Source organism: Bacillus sp. FSL W8-0102, from assembly GCF_038007225.1.
GTDB classification, from domain to species: domain Bacteria; phylum Bacillota; class Bacilli; order Bacillales; family DSM-4216; genus Bacillus_O; species Bacillus_O smithii.
This window is the reverse complement of sequence record NZ_JBBOWT010000001.1, coordinates 13,094-30,773: the sequence shown is the minus strand read 5'-3', so window position 1 is coordinate 30,773 and position 17,680 is coordinate 13,094. Positions and strand designations below refer to the sequence as shown.

Here is a 17,680-nt window from a genome sequence, read left to right as displayed (position 1 = left end):
ATACCCGCCCGTGCAAACAGCTCAGCTGAAAAGCGGGTATCGATTCAATCATCGTACAAACATTACGAAAGAATCCATAACTGAATGGCGGCAAGGGCACAAACTCCCGGAATTCCCAAAAGACCGGCTATAAAAGAAGTTGCTAGGTTAATAGGGACATGCAAACTATACTGGTTGCCGAACAAATTCAGAAGAAATAAGAATAGAGCACCGATGGCCCCCTTTATAACAATGTTGCCTAAAAATTTTAACGGTTTGACATTTGCTTTAAAAGCAATCCACAACAAAAGCAAGATCGCCAATATCCCCAATGAATAAGCAAATTCCAAAAAAGCCCCTCCAATCTCATAAGTTTGTCCACTTAGGAGATCTTATGAAACAGGCTATCTTTTTATGATAATTTTTCTTTTTTTAGCTTCTCGATAGAGAAAAAAATATTTGGCTTCAGCGATTTTCTTTCGCGTGATCAAATCGAGGCTTTGCTCCATGCTTAGTTTTAAAAAATTGCTTTGCTGCAGCCATTCTTGCCGCGCCGCTTCCATCTGTTCAATGAGTTTGTTGTCAAATTCCGCTTTTAATTTATGTTTCTTTCGAATCAGCACTTACCTTCACCGCCTATATCTCTCTTCTTCCTTCCAGTGCTTTCGACAACGTTACTTCATCCGCATACTCCAAGTCTCCTCCAACCGGAAGTCCGTGAGCGATTCTCGTTACTTTGATACCGGTCGGTTTTAGAAGACGAGAAATATACATTGCCGTTGCTTCTCCTTCGATATTGGGGTTGGTGGCAAGAATCACTTCTTGAACCGTTTCATCTTGCAGCCTTTTTAGCAAACTAGGAATATTGATATCTTCCGGTCCGATGCCATCCATAGGAGAAATAGCCCCGTGAAGTACATGATACAATCCGTTATATTCTTTCATTTTCTCCATGGCAATCACGTCTTTTGGATCTTGGACAACGCTGATTACGCTTCGGTCTCTTCTTTCATCCTGACAAATATAACACGGATCCTGATCCGTGATGTGCCCACAGATGGAACAATATCCAAGATTTCGTTTCGCGTCGACAAGCGCTTTGGCAAAATCCAATACTTCATTTTCCTTCATGTCGAGAACAAAAAATGCCAGTCGGGCGGCAGTTTTCGGCCCGATTCCTGGCAGTTTCATAAAACTATCGATGAGTTTTGTAATCGGTTCTGGATAATGCATAATTTCCTCCTAGAACAACCCTGGGATGTTTAACCCTTTTGTAAATTGCCCCATTGTTTCATTCGTCAATTCATCTACTTTCTTGAGTGCGTCATTTGTAGCAGCAAGCACTAAATCTTGCAGCATTTCAACATCTTCCGGATCCACTACTTCTTCTTTTATGATTACGTCCAGCACTTCTTTATGGCCAGAAACAACCACTTTTACCATGCCGCCGCCTGCCGTACCTTCTACTCTTTTTTCACCGAGTTCTTCTTGTGCTTGCTGCATCTTCTTTTGCATTTTTTGCATTTGCTTCATCATATTCTGCATATTGCCCATTCCACGCATCATTTTTATCATCCTCCATTTTTATCTGCTCCATGACCTGCTTTTAGAAAGACAATTATTCAATGAGCAGGAGCATTCCTATATCACTAAAAATAAGCTGACCAAAATACATATTTCTTAAAAAGACTAAGCCAGGATGTAATATACCATGAATATTAATCTTTAATCTCTAGCAAGTCTTCTCCCACAAGCTTCACTGCTTCGGCAATTAGAGGATCTTCCTCATTACGACTGCCGTCATCGGCGATGTTCTCCTTTTGTTGTCTGATAAAATTTTCGCGAATGATATGCCATTTTTCTTCCGGAATACCCACCGGCACATAGCGAACTCCCGTCAATTCCCCAAACACCGAAGAAATCGCTTCTACAAATTTTGCATTTTCCATCGCCATTTTACAATGAATGTCATATTTAAATTTTAATACAAACGAATCCGGCGAAGCAGCTACTGGTTCCGCATCGTTCAGTAATGCCGCCTGTGACCGCATTTGGCGTTGATTGAGAATTTCGAGCATTTCTCCCCACCGGCTTTTCAATAATTGCAAATCCTGTTTGGTCGCCTCTTTTAAAATATGCTCGATCTTCTTCACCGGCACTTTATAGTCATGGTGCGACCGTACTGGATTCTTTGGCGGTGTTTTCACAGGGGAAGTTTCTTCCGGAGAAAGTCCTCTGCTTCTCAATTCATGCAACTCTTGTTCTAGTGTTTCGATCCTGCTAAGCAGTTTCGACAAGTCCGGCTGAACTTGCGATGTGACTGGTTTTGTTTCCGCTTGAGACATTTTCACGAAAGCTACTTCCAAATATATTCTAGCATGATTCGTGAATTTCATTTCTTGTTGAGTTTGATTTAAAATCTCTATGCAATCATAGATGAAATCAGTCGGAAACTCTCGAGCCAAAGAAATAAATTCTTCATCAGCAGGGTGCTCTAAAGTATCTTCGAGCTGAGGGGCTGTTTTATATAAAAGGAGATCTCGAAAATAATGAATGAAATCTTCCGTAAATCTTGAAGGGTCTTTCCCTTTCATGAATAGACTTTTCAACCCTTCCATTGCTGATGCAATATCTTTTTCCAAAATAGCCCGCCCAAGATGATTCAATGTGCTATGTCCAACGGATCCGGTGACTACAAGGGCATCCTCTTCCGTCAACTTTTCATTGCTGAAGGAAATTGCCTGATCCAATAAACTTAAAGCATCCCTCATTCCACCTTCCGCTGCCCGAGCTATGATCCGCAGAGCATTTTCTTCGTACGAAACGCCAGACTCATCTGCGATCAGCTTCATTCTTTCCACAATCGCTTGGGTTGTAATACGCTTAAAATCAAATCTCTGACATCTTGAAATAATGGTCAGCGGAATTTTATGAGGCTCCGTTGTAGCTAAAATAAAAATAACATGTTTCGGCGGTTCTTCCAACGTTTTCAGCAAAGCATTGAAAGCGCCAATCGACAACATGTGAACTTCATCAATAATGTATACTTTAAAAGGAACCGCACTCGGCGCATATTTGACTTTATCTCGAATATCCCTAATATCATCCACTCCCGTATTGGAAGCGGCGTCAATTTCTATTACGTCCGGTATCGATCCATCCGTAATTCCTTTGCATGCGCTGCATTGATTACAAGGCTCCATAGTTGGTGCATGCTCACAATTGACGGCTTTTGCCAAAATTTTAGCCGCGCTCGTTTTTCCCGTTCCTCGCGGGCCCGTGAACAAATAAGCATGAGAAATTTTTTGTTGAAGGAGGGCATTTTGCAATGTCTTCGTCACATGTTCTTGGCCTACGACATCAGCAAAAGTTTGCGGACGCCAGACACGGTATAAAGCTTGATAACTCATGATTCCCCCTCCGTAAAGTTATGATTCCATTATCTGATCAGGCAGAAGAATCTCTCTTATCGATTGAAATGAAATTTCCAGCAAAAGAGTTCTATCATCTCCACTGATGATTAATGAACCTATCAGACATTTAGAGACAGTCAGCACCGCCAAACGATCATTTTTGCTTCGAATCCTTAATGCAGGAGTCTTACTGGCCCCAAATGAAAAAAACATAAATTTTCTGCCTGAGTATGTCTGATTGAGCCAACGAATCGCCACTACAATATACGATTTCCAAATAATAAAAGCTTCACTTTATTATAACCTATAGAAAAAACTTTTTACACCAATACAAAGAGACGATTAGGTAATCAAAAGCGAAAAAGCCCACCCCATGAAAGGATGGACTTTTTTTATTATGTATGAAACTGCCGTGCACCTTCCTTTGACCGACTCCCACAAGCGTTACTTAAGCAGTTAGCTCGGTTCAGGCACCCCTGCGGCACATGAGATGGTCCACTTAATGCTGCTTCCTTCCGGACCTGACATGGTTCGTGGATTCTCATTGCGCAGGACCCAAACGTCAACACCACTTGCTTAAGGCAGACCCTGCAGAATATCGACCGGGGGAAGGGATTCAGTCCCGCTAGAGCGGATTGCGGGTACAGGGCACCGCTACCTCCCCACCTAGCACGGCATAGTTGATACCATATTAAGCACCTTATTGGTGCATATATTAGTATACTAGGTCGACTATAAAAAAGCAACCGATGTTAAGATTTTCATCCTATCATTGATATTTTATATTTATCCCTTATTTTTCTTTTTTTCTTCTCTTAATTTTCGAAAAAAATCCGTCAATATTGCCCCGCACTCTTGTTCAAGCACTCCGGCGGTCACGTCGCATTGATGATTAAAGCGATCTTCCGTCAATAGATTCATCAGCGTGCCTGCGCAGCCTCCTTTTGGATCTTTAGCTCCGTATACCACACGTTCTATCCGTGACAATACAATCGCCCCGCTGCACATGGCACATGGTTCCAACGTAACATACAATGTCGCTCCCTCCAACCTCCAAGAGCCAACGTTTCTGCAAGCTTCTTGAATCGCTAACACCTCTGCATGGGCAACAGCATTTTGGGACGTTTCCCTTTTGTTATGAGCTTTGGCTATGACTTGATTGTTCATAACAATGACTGCGCCTATCGGAACCTCGCCGATTTCTTCCGCCTTTTTTGCTTCTTCGATCGCTATTTTCATAAAAAAAAGATCTTGTTCTTTCATGTGGAACAACTCCTCATATTCGTTTTCGAGGGACAATCATTTCGATCATAAACACTTTTCACCTTAAACAGGGAAAAATCCCATCCTCATAGAATACGAAAGGCAAAACCCAATAAGTGGCGCGGGGAAGAATCTTCTTTTCGCACAGAAAAATGAACATATGTACAGTCAATCATATTTTATATTGCACAGGAAAAGCGGATCCGAATGAATAGCCAAAACTTTCGAATATCTTGCTCGTCTCTGTCATAAACATTTACTAATGAATACATCTAGAGGGGGAATCGGACTGCAAATTCATGTGGTTAGACAAAATGAGACATTAACTAGCATTGCCCGAGAGTATAACATAAACGCAAATGCTATTGAAACGGCCAATCAATTGCCGAATCCCGATCATCTGGTAATCGGGCAAGCGATTGTCATTCCTACTTCTGGGAGCTTTTATACTGTTCGTAGGGGGGACAGCCTTTGGTCCATTTCCCGCAGATATGGCTTATCTCCTGAAGAACTTGCTCGCGTAAACGGAATTTCAGTAAACACAGTGCTAAGAGAAGGATTGCGCCTGTTTATCCCCCCATCGCGGAAACGAAATGCAGAATTTAACGCCTATGTTGAGCCTTTTGGAACCTCTGTATCGCCAGAACTCGAATCCAGCGCAAGAGAAGCCGCTCCTTATTTGACTTTTTTGTCTCCTTTTAGTTTTCGAGCAAAAAGGGATGGAACTTTGGACACGCCTCCCCTGGGCAATTTGGCGGCCATTGCTTCACAATACCGCAATATTCTCGTGATGGTCATTACGAATCAAGAACAGGGCCAATTCAGTGCCGAGTTGGGTCAGATTTTGTTGAACGATCAACAAATTCAAAACCGCTTTCTCCAAAATATTATCTCCCTTGCCAACAGATACCACTTTCGAGACATCCACTTTGATTTTGAATACCTTCGCCCCGAAGATCGGGAAGCCTATAATCAATTTTTAAGAAAAGCAAAAGACCTCTTTTCTCGCCAAGGATGGTTCATTTCCACTGCTCTTGCTCCAAAAACAAGTGCAGACCAAAAAGGGAGATGGTACGAAGGACACGACTATAAAGCCCACGGAGCCATCGTTGATTTTGTCGTCATTATGACATATGAATGGGGATACAGCGGCGGCCCTCCAATGGCCGTATCACCTATTGAACCTGTACGTCAAGTTCTTCAATATGCTGTTTCAGAAATTCCTTCGCAAAAAATTTTAATGGGGCAGAACTTGTACGGTTATGATTGGACTTTGCCGTTTGTACCGGGAAGAGATACGGCAAAAGCCATTAGCCCGCAGCAGGCTATTCTCTTGGCAGTGAAATACAACGCCGCCATTCAATATGACCAACAAGCTCAAGCCCCGTATATCGACTACATCGATGAACAAAATCGAAGGCATAAAGTATGGTTTGAAGACGCTCGTTCTATTCAAGCAAAATTTGATTTAGTGAAAGAACTCAATTTAAGAGGCATGAGCTATTGGAAACTAGGTCTTTCTTTCCCTCAAAATTGGCTGCTTCTAGCTGACAATTTCAATCCCGTCAAAAAATAAAAGCGTCATTGAAAGTGTGGCTGCCTGCATTCTTCGGTACAGATCAGCTGTGCCTCCAATAAAAGTCTAAACGGATGAAAGATTCTGTTTCAAGAGCAGGACAAAAAGACATAAAAAAATTCGCTACATAGTTGTAACGAATTTTGTACAATATCTCCAATATTATGCGCTTGTGAGTGATGGCGGAGGAGGAGGGATTCGAACCCCCGCGCGGTGTAACCCGCCTGTCGGTTTTCAAGACCGATCCCTTCAGCCAGACTTGGGTACTCCTCCATACGGACAAAAAATAATTTATCACAATCAATGAATAGTGTCAATAACCAAAAATATAAGAAGAAGGCAGAAGTTTTTTTCCTTCTGCCTATAAAGTTCCGATGACCCGTTGAAAGCATCTTTTCAATCAGGTCCCTTTCCTTTATTTTTCCGGGCGGATCGCTTCTTTTCCTCCCATATAAGGACGGAGTACTTCCGGAATGATCACACTTCCGTCCGCTTGCTGATAATTTTCTAAAATGGCTGCTACGGTACGTCCAATAGCCAAGCCAGATCCATTTAACGTATGGACATGTTCCGGCTTTGCATTTTTTTCTCTGCGGAAGCGGATATTCGCTCTTCTCGCTTGGAAGGCCTCAAAATTGCTGCAAGAAGAAATTTCGCGGAACGTATTGTAGCTTGGAAGCCATACTTCAATATCATATTTTTTAGCCGCTGTAAATCCTAAATCCGCCGTACACATGCTCATGACTCGATACGGAAGTCCTAAAAGCTGCAAAACTTTTTCTGCATGCCCTGTCAATTTTTCCAATTCTGCATAAGAATCTTCAGGTTTGACGATGCGGACAAGTTCGACTTTATTAAATTGGTGCTGACGGATTAATCCCCTCGTATCTCTTCCCGCCGAACCCGCTTCAGACCGGAAGCATGCACTGTATGCAGCAAATGCAATGGGCAGCTGGTCGCCATCCAAAATTTCATCCCGGAAGTAATTGGTGACAGGCACTTCAGCTGTAGGAATGAGGAAATAATCCTCTTTTTCAATTAAAAAGGCATCTTCTTCAAATTTCGGCAATTGTCCAGTACCTGTCATACTGGCGCGATTGACCATATAAGGAGGGAGAATCTCTTCGTATCCGTGCTCTTCCACATGAAGATCGAGCATAAAACTGATTAACGCTCGTTCCAGTCTGGCGCCTAACCCTCTATAAAACACAAACCGGCTTCCTGTCACTTTAGCCGCTCTTTCAAAATCTAAAATACCTAATTGATCAGCAAGATCCCAATGCGGTTTCGGTTCAAAATCAAAGGTTTTGATATCTCCCCACCTGCGGATTTCCACGTTGTCATCCTCAGAATCGCCAACCGGTACGCTTTCATGTGGAATATTCGGAATGGATAACAACAACTGCTGAAGTTCTTCTTCTACAGTTTTCAATTGATGGTCCAACTCTTTAATTTCGTCCCCGACTTCTCGCATCTCTTGAATCAAATGGTCAGCATTTTGCTTTTCTCGCTTCATTTGAGCAATTTGTTGGGACACATTATTTCTTTTGCTTTTCAATTGTTCGCTTTTCGTAAGAAGCTCTCTCCGCTTTTGATCTAGCGTTTCAAACTTTTCAAAATCAGATAAATCTTCTCCACGGTGCTGCAGACGTTCTTTTACTTCTTCAAAATGATTGCGTAAATACTTGATGTCTAACATTATCGCCACTTCCTTTCCAACGTTTTTATATCCATGAATTCGAACAATCAACTAGACGTTGAAGCTTCCAGGCTCAACCGGTTTCTCTGAATCCACAAAAAAACTCTCATCCCTGTATAAGGGACGAGAGTAACCCGCGTTGCCACCCTAATTGAAAGTTGCACACTTTCCACTTCATCTGGATAACGGCGAGAACCGGAAATGCCTACTCATTTTTTCAGCATTCCACTCCAGGATGGATTCACAAGCACCCCGGTTCGATTTCCACCGACCATCGACTCTCTATGCCAGGGATGTCCTGCTACTATTTCCTGTCATTGCTTTGATCTTCTTTAATTTTCAAGACCAATTTACTATAATTTTCGTTCTCTCGCAAGTTGTTTATACGCGAGCTTGTTTGGCTTCTTTTACCATGTTCAAAAAATACTTCGTAAACCGATAATCATCCGTTAATTCCGGGTGGAAAGAACATCCTAATAGATTGCCTTCCCGTGCCGCTACAATCCGATCTTCATGTTTTGCGAGCACTTCGACATTAGGGCCGACTTTCACAATATGCGGAGCACGAATAAATACTGCCGGGAAAGACTCGCCAACGTCTTTAATATCAAGTTCAGCTTCGAAGCTTTCCCGCTGTCTACCAAATGAATTTCGTTCCACCGTCACATCCATGAGTCCTAAGTGCGGTTGTTGATAACCGACAATTTCTTTCGCCAGTAAAATAAGGCCGGCACATGTTCCAAAAATCGGTTTTCCGCTATTGGCCAATTCTTTAATAGGTTCTAAAAATCCATAGCGGTCGATCAGCCGTCTCATTGTAGTGCTTTCTCCCCCAGGAAGAATCAGCCCGTCCAAATCTTTCAACTGATCGACTTTTTTAATTTCAAACGCTTCTTCGCCGCATGCTTCGACAGATCGAATATGTTCACGAACAGCACCTTGAAGTCCTAGTACTCCAATTTTCATGTTGTTTAACCCCTTACCAACCGCGCTCTTGCATCCGGTTTTCCGGAGAAAGCGTGGAGATTTCCATTCCTTTCATCGGAATTCCTAAATTCTTCGATAATTCTGCAATTAATTCATAATCTTGGTAGTGAGTCGTTGCTTCTACAATCGCTTTTGCAAATCTTTCCGGATTTTCAGATTTAAAGATACCAGAACCGACAAATACTCCGTCCGCTCCCAATTCCATCATAAGCGCTGCATCAGCAGGTGTAGCAACCCCACCAGCCGCAAAGTTGACAACTGGAAGACGACCTTCTTTTTTAATTTGAAGCAATACTTCATAAGGAGCTCCTAATTTCTTAGCTTCCGTCATGAGCTCGTCTTCGCTCATATGAACTACTTTTCGAACTTGCGCGTTGACTTTGCGCATATGGCGAACTGCCTCCACAATATTTCCGGTACCAGGTTCTCCTTTTGTCCTTAACATAGACGCTCCTTCCCCAATACGACGGGCAGCTTCTCCAAGATCACGGCATCCGCATACAAATGGAACCGTAAATTCTTTTTTATTAATATGAAATTCCTCATCTGCCGGTGTCAATACTTCACTTTCATCGATATAGTCTACACCCATCGCTTCCAGCACACGAGCTTCCACAATATGACCAATTCTTGCTTTTGCCATGACTGGAATGCTAACAGCATTCATAACTTCTTCCACAACGCGCGGATCTGCCATTCTTGCTACTCCACCGGCTGCTCGGATATCAGCAGGGACTCTTTCCAATGCCATAACAGCCACTGCTCCTGCTGCTTCAGCAATTTTGGCCTGTTCAGCATTGACAACGTCCATAATGACTCCGCCTTTTTGCATTTCGGCCATTCCTCTTTTAACCCGATCTGTACCTGTACTCACTTGTAATTCCCCCTTCAGACAAGGACGTCTATATGATTATTTGTTAAAAATTTTGAAATATCCGGGTTTTCCGATATAATTGGAGGATCATATGATTCCCTTGAATTTAAATAAACAACAAAAAAAACCTCCTGTCAATACAAGGAGGTCAAAAACTATCAAAACCAGCTTTTAACTGTGGAAAACATTCCATCGAAAAGATCCCCAATACTTCGTAGTGAAAGGATGAACCAGTTCGCTTTATCCACCGCTTTTGCCGTTACAACCGGGATGCTAGCCTTTTTTTCTTCCTCTTTTGACAAGTATCCCAACGGATTGTTGGTTTCAGAATGGAAGGTTAAATAGCCGACTGTTTCACCTTTTTGAACAGGTGCTTTCAAAGCGCCGTTTTTATCAATCTTTGACCTATCCGGCGTGAAAGAAGCGGTATATTTTTTAGGTTCACCTTTTTTTACGAGGTCATAAAAAGGCTTGTTTGTATAAATGGTCACTTCTTTGTCTTTTCCTTTTTCAACCTTTATCGTTTCGTATCCTTTTAATTGTAATTTAGCCGGATAAATTTTTTGTCGAGAGAACTCATTAAACCCATAATCCAACAGTTTTTTCGTTTCGGTAAATCTGGCATTATAAGAACCTTTTCCACTTGGATCCTTTGCATTCATCACAACAGAAATAAGACGTACATTTCCTCGCTTGGCCGTACCTGCAAAACAATATCCAGCAAAATCGGTTGTCCCTGTTTTTAAACCATCCATTCCTTTGTAAGCAAAAACTAATCCCGGCAACATCCAGTTCCAATTTTCCATATTGATTTCATCGGCTGTTCCAGGACGAAATTTCTTTTTGGGAATGCTGGCTGTTTTTAACACTTCCGGATAATCTTTTATAAGTCGATAAGCTAATTTTGCAGTAGATCTTGCTGTCATCAAATTTTCATCGTTTGGCCCTGAATTTTTCGGATACATTCCTTTTAAATCTTTGTTGCTTAAACCGGTTGCATTCACAAATTTGCACTGCAAGCCAAGTTCTTTCGCTTTTTGGTTCATTAATTTCACAAAGTTTTCCTCGGAGCCAGCAATGGTTTCGGCGATAGCTATTGAAGCGGCATCGGCAGAATAAATTGCCATGGCTTCATATAATTCTCGTATTTTATACTTTTCTCCTAATCGCAGTGGGACATTTGAAAAATTTCTTTCCTGGGAAATTTTATAAACACGATCACTTACTCGATATTCCGTATCCCAGCTGACCTTTTTTTCTTTAATCGCTTCCAAAAGCAAGTATTCTGTCATCATTTTAGTCATACTTGCAATTCCCAACATTTTATCAGCATTTTTTTCGTATAAAATTTTCCCGGTATCTCCATCTATTAAAATCGCAGCTGCAGCGTTAATATTTGGAGTTTCTTCCGCTTGAGCTTGAACGGGAGATTGAAGTAAAACGGTCAATAGCAACAAGCTGACTAAACAGGCGATACTTTTGTAAACCTTCTTCTTTCTCACTCAATAGCCCTCCATCTTTATATGTACACCTTCGATATTTTATCATACTCTCAAGACAAAAAGTAGACAGAGGATCGGACTACTTTTTATTTTCGAAACGATCACAATGGGCCCATAGGCATGACTATATCCGTAGAATCTTTTTTCCTTTCAGCTTATTTGAAATGTATTAAGTAATCTGGTTCATTTCGTTTTACGGCAAGAATGAAAACTGATTTTATGATTTTTAAAACTTGAATTCTATTAGATTACTAAAGGACTCCCTTTCATTGTGACCTACTTTTAGACCAGAAAAAATAAACGGCGGCAGGGCTATTTCCCTACCGCCTCAAGATTTGTCATGTTGACATCAAAAACAGATTTCAATCATTAAGACAAAGAATAATTTGGGGCTTCTTTCGTAATTTGGACATCATGCGGATGGCTTTCTCTTAATCCAGCACCTGTCATCCGGATAAATTGAGCATTTTCTCTCAATTCTTCCAAATTTTTGGTGCCACAGTATCCCATGCCCGAACGGATTCCGCCAACCAGCTGATAAATCGTGTCAGCAAGCGGTCCTTTATAAGGAACACGACCTTCAATCCCTTCCGGAACTAATTTTTTGGCATCTTCTTGGAAATAACGGTCTTTTGAACCACTTTCCATCGCACCGATCGAACCCATTCCTCGATACACTTTAAAACGTCGTCCTTGATAAATTTCCGTTTCTCCAGGGCTTTCGGAAGTTCCAGCCAGCAAGCTTCCTAGCATAACAGCATGCCCTCCGGCAGCCAACGCCTTGACAATGTCTCCGGAATATTTGATTCCACCGTCCGCAATAATCGCTTTTCCGTATTTTCTTGCTTCCGTTGCACAATCATATATCGCTGTTATTTGCGGCACGCCTACTCCAGCCACAACGCGCGTCGTACAAATCGAACCAGGTCCGATCCCAACTTTCACAATGTCTGCCCCTGCTTCAATTAAAGCTCTTGTCGCTTCTGCAGTTGCAACGTTACCGGCAATAATATTGAGTGTCGGATAAGCGGCCCGTATTTCTTTCACGGTATTAATAACTCCTTGCGAATGGCCATGCGCGGTATCAATGACAATGACATCGACATTCGCCTTTACCAACATCTCCACACGTTTCTTCGTGTCTTTCGTAACACCTACAGCAGCACCCGCTAAAAGCCGTCCTTTCTTATCTTTCGCAGAGTTCGGAAACTCAATCACTTTTTCAATATCTTTAATCGTAATTAATCCTTTTAATACACCGTTCTCATCAATCAATGGCAGTTTTTCAATTTTATGCTTCTGAAGGATTTTTTCAGCTTCTTCTAATGTCGTCCCAACCGGAGCCGTTACTAAATTCTCTTTTGTCATCACTTCAGAAATCTTGATGGAATAATCTTGTACAAACCGTAAATCCCGGTTCGTAATAATGCCGACTAATTTTTGTTCTTGTTCATTGTTTACAATCGGGACCCCGGAAATTCTATACTTGCCCATCAAATGTTCAGCATCATACACTTGATGTTCAGGCGTTAAAAAGAAAGGATCCGTAATGACGCCGCTCTCTGACCGTTTCACCTTATCAACTTGCTCCGCCTGCTGTTCAATGCTCATATTTTTATGAATAATCCCCAATCCGCCTTGACGAGCCATGGCAATCGCCATTTCCGCTTCCGTTACGGTATCCATACCAGCGCTGATAATAGGAATATTTAACTTCAATGTTTCTGTTAAAGAAACACTTAAATCCACGTCTCTTGGCAATACATCCGACTTTGCAGGCATCAACAGAACATCGTCAAAAGTTAGTCCTTCTTTTACAAATTTGGTTTCCCACATTTTTTCTCGCCCTCCTAGTCCAAAATATTATTAGTAGGTTATCAATTGGATAAAATACTGTCAAGATATCCACAATAAGTTTGATTTTTCAAACATTTTGGGAGGCAGTTTATCATGATAAAGAACCATTTTGATCCATTCCAAATTTTAAATTATTTTCAGTCCGCTTCCACCTCTCAAAAATATCTATATCAATGCTATAAATCCTTAAATCGTGAACAAGCCACTTCCCTCAGTTTTCATAATTGCACCCGATTTATGCACTTTATCGAACATGGAATATCCTATTTTCAACAAGTACGACAGTCGCCTGTTTCTTTGCAGCCTATTTTGCTTTTTTACGGCACCATTCAATTCATCAAAGCTTGTTTATTAACAGTAGACCCTTATTATCCGGAAAATACATCTGTGCTTGCACACGGCCTCTCCACCAGAAAAAGAAAAAAACAAAATTATCAATTTCTAGATGATGAAGTGAAAATCCAAAAAAACGGTTTATTTATGCATTTTGCCAATAAATTGTTTCACGTGAAACAACTAGAAGGAGAAAAGTTTGTTATGAAACATCTATTGCTTGAAGTACCTGAACTATCGAATGCCTTCAGATTTCTTTTCGGAAAAAACAGCTTTATTCTTCTTGAAAAGAAACACCACCAATCTTTCTTATTGACAAAAAATATATTAAACGGTTTTCATATGACCGAAACAAGATTCATCGATTACCTGAACAGTAAAATAAGAGAAGAAATGAACATTGAACAACATGATGACCATTATTTTCAGCTTACCTTTCAAGGGAATAAATTAGAGTATCCTCCGCTGCGATACCACTTTGAAAATCAAACACTCGCCTTCCCTATAGAAAAAAGGAACTTTTTTCTGCCAGAACTAATGGTTCACTATACCTTGTTGTACAATCTTAGTATGATCGCGAGATATGAAACAGAGTGGTGGCTTGAACTGATAAAAACCAACCCCAATGAAGACTATCCCTTTATTACCCAATTCATGTCAGTATCTTCTCACAAGGTGCCAATTTTTATTGCTCACTACTTGCAGCAATGGCCAATGGAAAGATAGGATTATCTTCTAAAGATTTTTTATTGAATTTAGCACACCATTCTTTTTTTCACATCTTTACTCGATTTCTTCTTTTTTCAATTTCACCTTGAAATCCCGCTATGCTAAGTGCGAGCAACTTGGGAAACATGCCTGATTAAAAAAATGGAACAGTCGATCAAAAGTAAACGCAGCCGATTGTTTTATTTAGAAAAAGAGCCACATTAGTTCCTCTCATTCAAGCGGCATCACAACAAGCCAAAACGGTATATCGCTTTCTTCAAACAAAAAAGGACTTGTTCAACAGGGATCTGTTCAACAAGTCCTTCTCTATTGCCTGGCAGCGTCCTACTCTCGCAAGGGGAAACCCCTCACTACCATCGGCGCTGAAGAGCTTAACTTCCGTGTTCGGGATGGGAACGGGTGTGACCTCTTCGCCATCGCCACCAGACGGTATGAAGTTGTCGGAACGATTGTTCCTTCAAAACTAGATAGAAGAAGCAGTTTCACCGATTTCGCACTTTCATTTGGTTAAGTCCTCGATCGATTAGTATCCGTCAGCTCCACGTGTCACCACGCTTCCACCTCGGACCTATCTACCTGATCATCTTTCAGGGATCTTACTTTCCGAAGAAATGGGAAATCTCATCTTGAGGGGGGCTTCATGCTTAGATGCTTTCAGCACTTATCCCTTCCGCACATAGCTACCCAGCGATGCCTCTGGCGAGACAACTGGTACACCAGCGGTGCGTCCATCCCGGTCCTCTCGTACTAAGGACAGCTCCTCTCAAATTTCCTGCGCCCGCGACGGATAGGGACCGAACTGTCTCACGACGTTCTGAACCCAGCTCGCGTACCGCTTTAATGGGCGAACAGCCCAACCCTTGGGACCGACTACAGCCCCAGGATGCGATGAGCCGACATCGAGGTGCCAAACCTCCCCGTCGATGTGGACTCTTGGGGGAGATAAGCCTGTTATCCCCGGGGTAGCTTTTATCCGTTGAGCGATGGCCCTTCCATACGGAACCACCGGATCACTAAGCCCGACTTTCGTCCCTGCTCGACTTGTAGGTCTCGCAGTCAAGCTCCCTTCTGCCTTTGCACTCTGCGAATGATTTCCAACCATTCTGAGGGAACCTTTGGGCGCCTCCGTTACCTTTTAGGAGGCGACCGCCCCAGTCAAACTGCCCACCTGACACTGTCTCCCACCCCGATCAGGGGTGCGGGTTAGAATTTCAGTACAGCCAGGGTAGTATCCCACCGGCGCCTCCACCGAAGCTGGCGCTCCGGTTTCTAAGGCTCCTACCTATCCTGTACAAGCTGTACCAAAATTCAATATCAGGCTGCAGTAAAGCTCCACGGGGTCTTTCCGTCCTGTCGCGGGTAACCTGCATCTTCACAGGTACTATAATTTCACCGAGTCTCTCGTTGAGACAGTGCCCAGATCGTTACGCCTTTCGTGCGGGTCAGAACTTACCTGACAAGGAATTTCGCTACCTTAGGACCGTTATAGTTACGGCCGCCGTTTACTGGGGCTTCGGTTCGCACCTTCAAGCAAAGCTTTAAGCGCTCCCCTTAACCTTCCAGCACCGGGCAGGCGTCAGCCCCTATACTTCGCCTTACGGCTTCGCAGAGACCTGTGTTTTTGCTAAACAGTCGCCTGGGCCTATTCACTGCGGCTTCTCGGGGCTATGCACCCCAAAAAGCACCCCTTCTCCCGAAGTTACGGGGTCATTTTGCCGAGTTCCTTAACGAGAGTTCTCTCGCACACCTTAGGATTCTCTCCTCGCCTACCTGTGTCGGTTTGCGGTACGGGCACCTTTTTCCTCGCTAGAGGCTTTTCTTGGCAGTGTGGAATCAGGAACTTCGGTACTATATTTCCCTCGCCGTCACAGCTTGAGGTGAATGGCAACGGGATTTGCCTCGCTGCCCCTCTCACTGCTTGGACGCACATCCAACGGTGCGCTTACCCTATCCTCCTGCGTCCCCCCATCGCTCAAACGGAAAAGAGGTGGTACAGGAATATCAACCTGTTGTCCATCGCCTACGCCTGTCGGCCTCGGCTTAGGTCCCGACTAACCCTGAGAGGACGAGCCTTCCTCAGGAAACCTTAGGCATTCGGTGGAAGGGATTCTCACCCTTCTTTCGCTACTCATACCGGCATTCTCACTTCTAAGCGCTCCACCAGTCCTTCCGGTCTGGCTTCTCTGCCCTTAGAACGCTCTCCTACCGCGGACACCCGAAGGTGTCCACCCGCAGCTTCGGTGATACGTTTAGCCCCGGTACATTTTCGGCGCAGAATCACTCGACCAGTGAGCTATTACGCACTCTTTAAATGGTGGCTGCTTCTAAGCCAACATCCTGGTTGTCTAAGCAATTCCACATCCTTTTCCACTTAACGTATACTTTGGGACCTTAGCTGGCGGTCTGGGCTGTTTCCCTTTTGACCACGGATCTTATCACTCGCAGTCTGACTCCCAAGGATAAGTCACTGGCATTCGGAGTTTGTCTGAATTCGGTAACCCGATGAGGGCCCCTAGTCCAAACAGTGCTCTACCTCCAAGACTCTTCCCTTGAGGCTAGCCCTAAAGCTATTTCGGAGAGAACCAGCTATCTCCAAGTTCGATTGGAATTTCACCCCTACCCACACCTCATCCCCGCACTTTTCAACGTGCGTGGGTTCGGGCCTCCAGTAAGTGTTACCTCACCTTCACCCTGGACATGGGTAGATCACCTGGTTTCGGGTCTGCGACCCCATACTCATGCGCCCTGTTCAGACTCGCTTTCGCTGCGGCTCCGTCTTTTCGACTTAACCTCGCATGAGATCGCAACTCGCCGGTTCATTCTACAAAAGGCACGCCATCACCCGTAAACGGGCTCTGACTACTTGTAGGCACACGGTTTCAGGTTCTCTTTCACTCCCCTCCCGGGGTGCTTTTCACCTTTCCCTCACGGTACTGGTTCACTATCGGTCACTAGGGAGTATTTAGCCTTGGGAGATGGTCCTCCCAGCTTCCGACGGGATTCCTCGTGTCCCGCCGTACTCAGGATCCACCAGGGAGGGAACGAAGTTTCGACTACAGGGTTGTTACCTTCTCTGACGGGCCTTTCCAGACCTCTTCGTCTACCTCGTTCCTTTGTGACTCCACCATTGGTGTCCTACAACCCCAGAAGGCAAGCCTTCTGGTTTGGGCTGTTCCCGTTTCGCTCGCCGCTACTCAGGGAATCGCTGTTGCTTTCTCTTCCTCCGGGTACTTAGATGTTTCAGTTCCCCGGGTTGCCTTCCTTACCCTATGGATTCAGGCAAGGATGCTGCCCCATTACGGGCAGCGGGTTTCCCCATTCGGAAATCTCCGGATCAACGCTTACGTACAGCTCCCCGGAGCTTTTCGGAGTTAGTCCCGTCCTTCATCGGCTCCTAGTGCCAAGGCATCCACCGTGCGCCCTTTCTAACTTAACCATGTTGGTTTTATCCTAGATGGCGATACTCGG

Annotated in this window: 13 protein-coding genes, 1 tRNA gene, 2 rRNA genes, 1 other RNA gene and 1 other annotated feature; of the genes, 2 read left to right on the top strand and 15 right to left on the bottom strand. The window is 43.5% G+C overall.

Going from position 1 to position 17,680, the window contains the following annotated elements:
* Window positions 1-62 precede the first annotated feature (62 nt).
* From N1I87_RS00140 to tadA, 7 genes are all read right to left on the bottom strand, one after another.
* Window positions 63-329, bottom strand: coding sequence for a pro-sigmaK processing inhibitor BofA family protein (locus tag N1I87_RS00140; protein WP_003352257.1), 267 nt, complete (start codon window positions 327-329; stop codon window positions 63-65).
* A 54-nt stretch (window positions 330-383) separates the two neighbouring features.
* Complete coding sequence (locus N1I87_RS00135) at window positions 384-602, bottom strand: YaaL family protein (RefSeq protein WP_003352258.1); 219 nt, start codon at window positions 600-602, stop codon at window positions 384-386.
* 13 nt (window positions 603-615) lie between these two features.
* Window positions 616-1,212: a recombination mediator RecR gene (gene recR / locus N1I87_RS00130; RefSeq protein WP_003352259.1), complete on the bottom strand. Its 597-nt coding sequence runs from the start codon at window positions 1,210-1,212 to the stop codon at window positions 616-618.
* A 9-nt stretch (window positions 1,213-1,221) separates the two neighbouring features.
* Window positions 1,222-1,545: a YbaB/EbfC family nucleoid-associated protein gene (locus N1I87_RS00125; RefSeq protein WP_003352260.1), complete on the bottom strand. Its 324-nt coding sequence runs from the start codon at window positions 1,543-1,545 to the stop codon at window positions 1,222-1,224.
* A 152-nt stretch (window positions 1,546-1,697) separates the two neighbouring features.
* Complete coding sequence (gene dnaX, locus N1I87_RS00120) at window positions 1,698-3,389, bottom strand: DNA polymerase III subunit gamma/tau (RefSeq protein ID WP_341100156.1); 1,692 nt, start codon at window positions 3,387-3,389, stop codon at window positions 1,698-1,700.
* A gap of 413 nt (window positions 3,390-3,802) precedes the next feature.
* Window positions 3,803-4,067, bottom strand: an RNA gene (ffs, locus tag N1I87_RS00115) — signal recognition particle sRNA large type.
* 111 nt (window positions 4,068-4,178) lie between these two features.
* Window positions 4,179-4,655, bottom strand: coding sequence for a tRNA adenosine(34) deaminase TadA (tadA, locus tag N1I87_RS00110; protein WP_003352262.1), 477 nt, complete (start codon window positions 4,653-4,655; stop codon window positions 4,179-4,181).
* A gap of 289 nt (window positions 4,656-4,944) precedes the next feature.
* On the opposite strand from tadA, the gene N1I87_RS00105 reads away from it, so the two are divergent.
* Window positions 4,945-6,231, top strand: coding sequence for a LysM peptidoglycan-binding domain-containing protein (locus N1I87_RS00105; protein ID WP_003352263.1), 1,287 nt, complete (start codon window positions 4,945-4,947; stop codon window positions 6,229-6,231).
* A 180-nt stretch (window positions 6,232-6,411) separates the two neighbouring features.
* On the opposite strand, the gene N1I87_RS00100 is transcribed toward N1I87_RS00105, so the two are convergent.
* The 6 genes from N1I87_RS00100 to guaB all read right to left on the bottom strand — a co-directional run bounded on the left by N1I87_RS00100 (window position 6,412) and on the right by guaB (window position 13,129).
* A tRNA-Ser gene (locus tag N1I87_RS00100) sits at window positions 6,412-6,504 on the bottom strand.
* Between the two features lie 142 nt (window positions 6,505-6,646).
* A complete protein-coding gene (gene serS, locus N1I87_RS00095; RefSeq protein WP_003352267.1) occupies window positions 6,647-7,930 on the bottom strand; it encodes a serine--tRNA ligase in 1,284 nt (427 codons plus the stop codon).
* 116 nt (window positions 7,931-8,046) lie between these two features.
* Window positions 8,047-8,257 (bottom strand) — a binding site (T-box leader).
* 54 nt (window positions 8,258-8,311) lie between these two features.
* Window positions 8,312-8,896: a pyridoxal 5'-phosphate synthase glutaminase subunit PdxT gene (pdxT, locus tag N1I87_RS00090; protein ID WP_003352268.1), complete on the bottom strand. Its 585-nt coding sequence runs from the start codon at window positions 8,894-8,896 to the stop codon at window positions 8,312-8,314.
* A gap of 13 nt (window positions 8,897-8,909) precedes the next feature.
* Complete coding sequence (gene pdxS / locus N1I87_RS00085; protein ID WP_003352269.1) at window positions 8,910-9,791, bottom strand: pyridoxal 5'-phosphate synthase lyase subunit PdxS; 882 nt, start codon at window positions 9,789-9,791, stop codon at window positions 8,910-8,912.
* Between the two features lie 158 nt (window positions 9,792-9,949).
* A complete protein-coding gene (locus tag N1I87_RS00080; protein WP_003352270.1) occupies window positions 9,950-11,293 on the bottom strand; it encodes a D-alanyl-D-alanine carboxypeptidase family protein in 1,344 nt (447 codons plus the stop codon).
* A gap of 369 nt (window positions 11,294-11,662) precedes the next feature.
* Window positions 11,663-13,129, bottom strand: a complete 1,467-nt coding sequence (gene guaB, locus N1I87_RS00075) for an IMP dehydrogenase (protein WP_341100154.1) — start codon at window positions 13,127-13,129, stop codon at window positions 11,663-11,665.
* Between the two features lie 114 nt (window positions 13,130-13,243).
* Here guaB and N1I87_RS00070 point away from each other — a divergent pair, with 114 nt between their 5' ends.
* Entirely contained in the window at window positions 13,244-14,209 is a 966-nt protein-coding gene (locus N1I87_RS00070) for a YaaC family protein (protein ID WP_341100152.1), read from the top strand.
* A gap of 314 nt (window positions 14,210-14,523) precedes the next feature.
* Here the strand turns inward: N1I87_RS00070 and rrf are convergent.
* Together rrf and N1I87_RS00060 are read right to left on the bottom strand one after the other, a co-directional pair.
* Window positions 14,524-14,639, bottom strand: a 5S ribosomal RNA gene (gene rrf / locus N1I87_RS00065).
* A 76-nt stretch (window positions 14,640-14,715) separates the two neighbouring features.
* Window positions 14,716-17,648 (bottom strand): 23S ribosomal RNA (locus tag N1I87_RS00060).
* Window positions 17,649-17,680: the final 32 nt, after the last annotated feature.

Coding starts and splice junctions, on each gene's coding strand:
- recR (WP_003352259.1), bottom strand. CDS start 1,212: ATGCATTATCCAGAACCGATTACAAAACTCATCGATAGTTTTATGAAA.
- guaB (WP_341100154.1), bottom strand. CDS start 13,129: ATGTGGGAAACCAAATTTGTAAAAGAAGGACTAACTTTTGACGATGTT.
- N1I87_RS00125 (WP_003352260.1), bottom strand. CDS start 1,545: ATGATGCGTGGAATGGGCAATATGCAGAATATGATGAAGCAAATGCAA.
- tadA (WP_003352262.1), bottom strand. CDS start 4,655: ATGAAAGAACAAGATCTTTTTTTTATGAAAATAGCGATCGAAGAAGCA.
- N1I87_RS00070 (WP_341100152.1), top strand. CDS start 13,244: ATGATAAAGAACCATTTTGATCCATTCCAAATTTTAAATTATTTTCAG.
- serS (WP_003352267.1), bottom strand. CDS start 7,930: ATGTTAGACATCAAGTATTTACGCAATCATTTTGAAGAAGTAAAAGAA.
- pdxT (WP_003352268.1), bottom strand. CDS start 8,896: ATGAAAATTGGAGTACTAGGACTTCAAGGTGCTGTTCGTGAACATATT.
- dnaX (WP_341100156.1), bottom strand. CDS start 3,389: ATGAGTTATCAAGCTTTATACCGTGTCTGGCGTCCGCAAACTTTTGCT.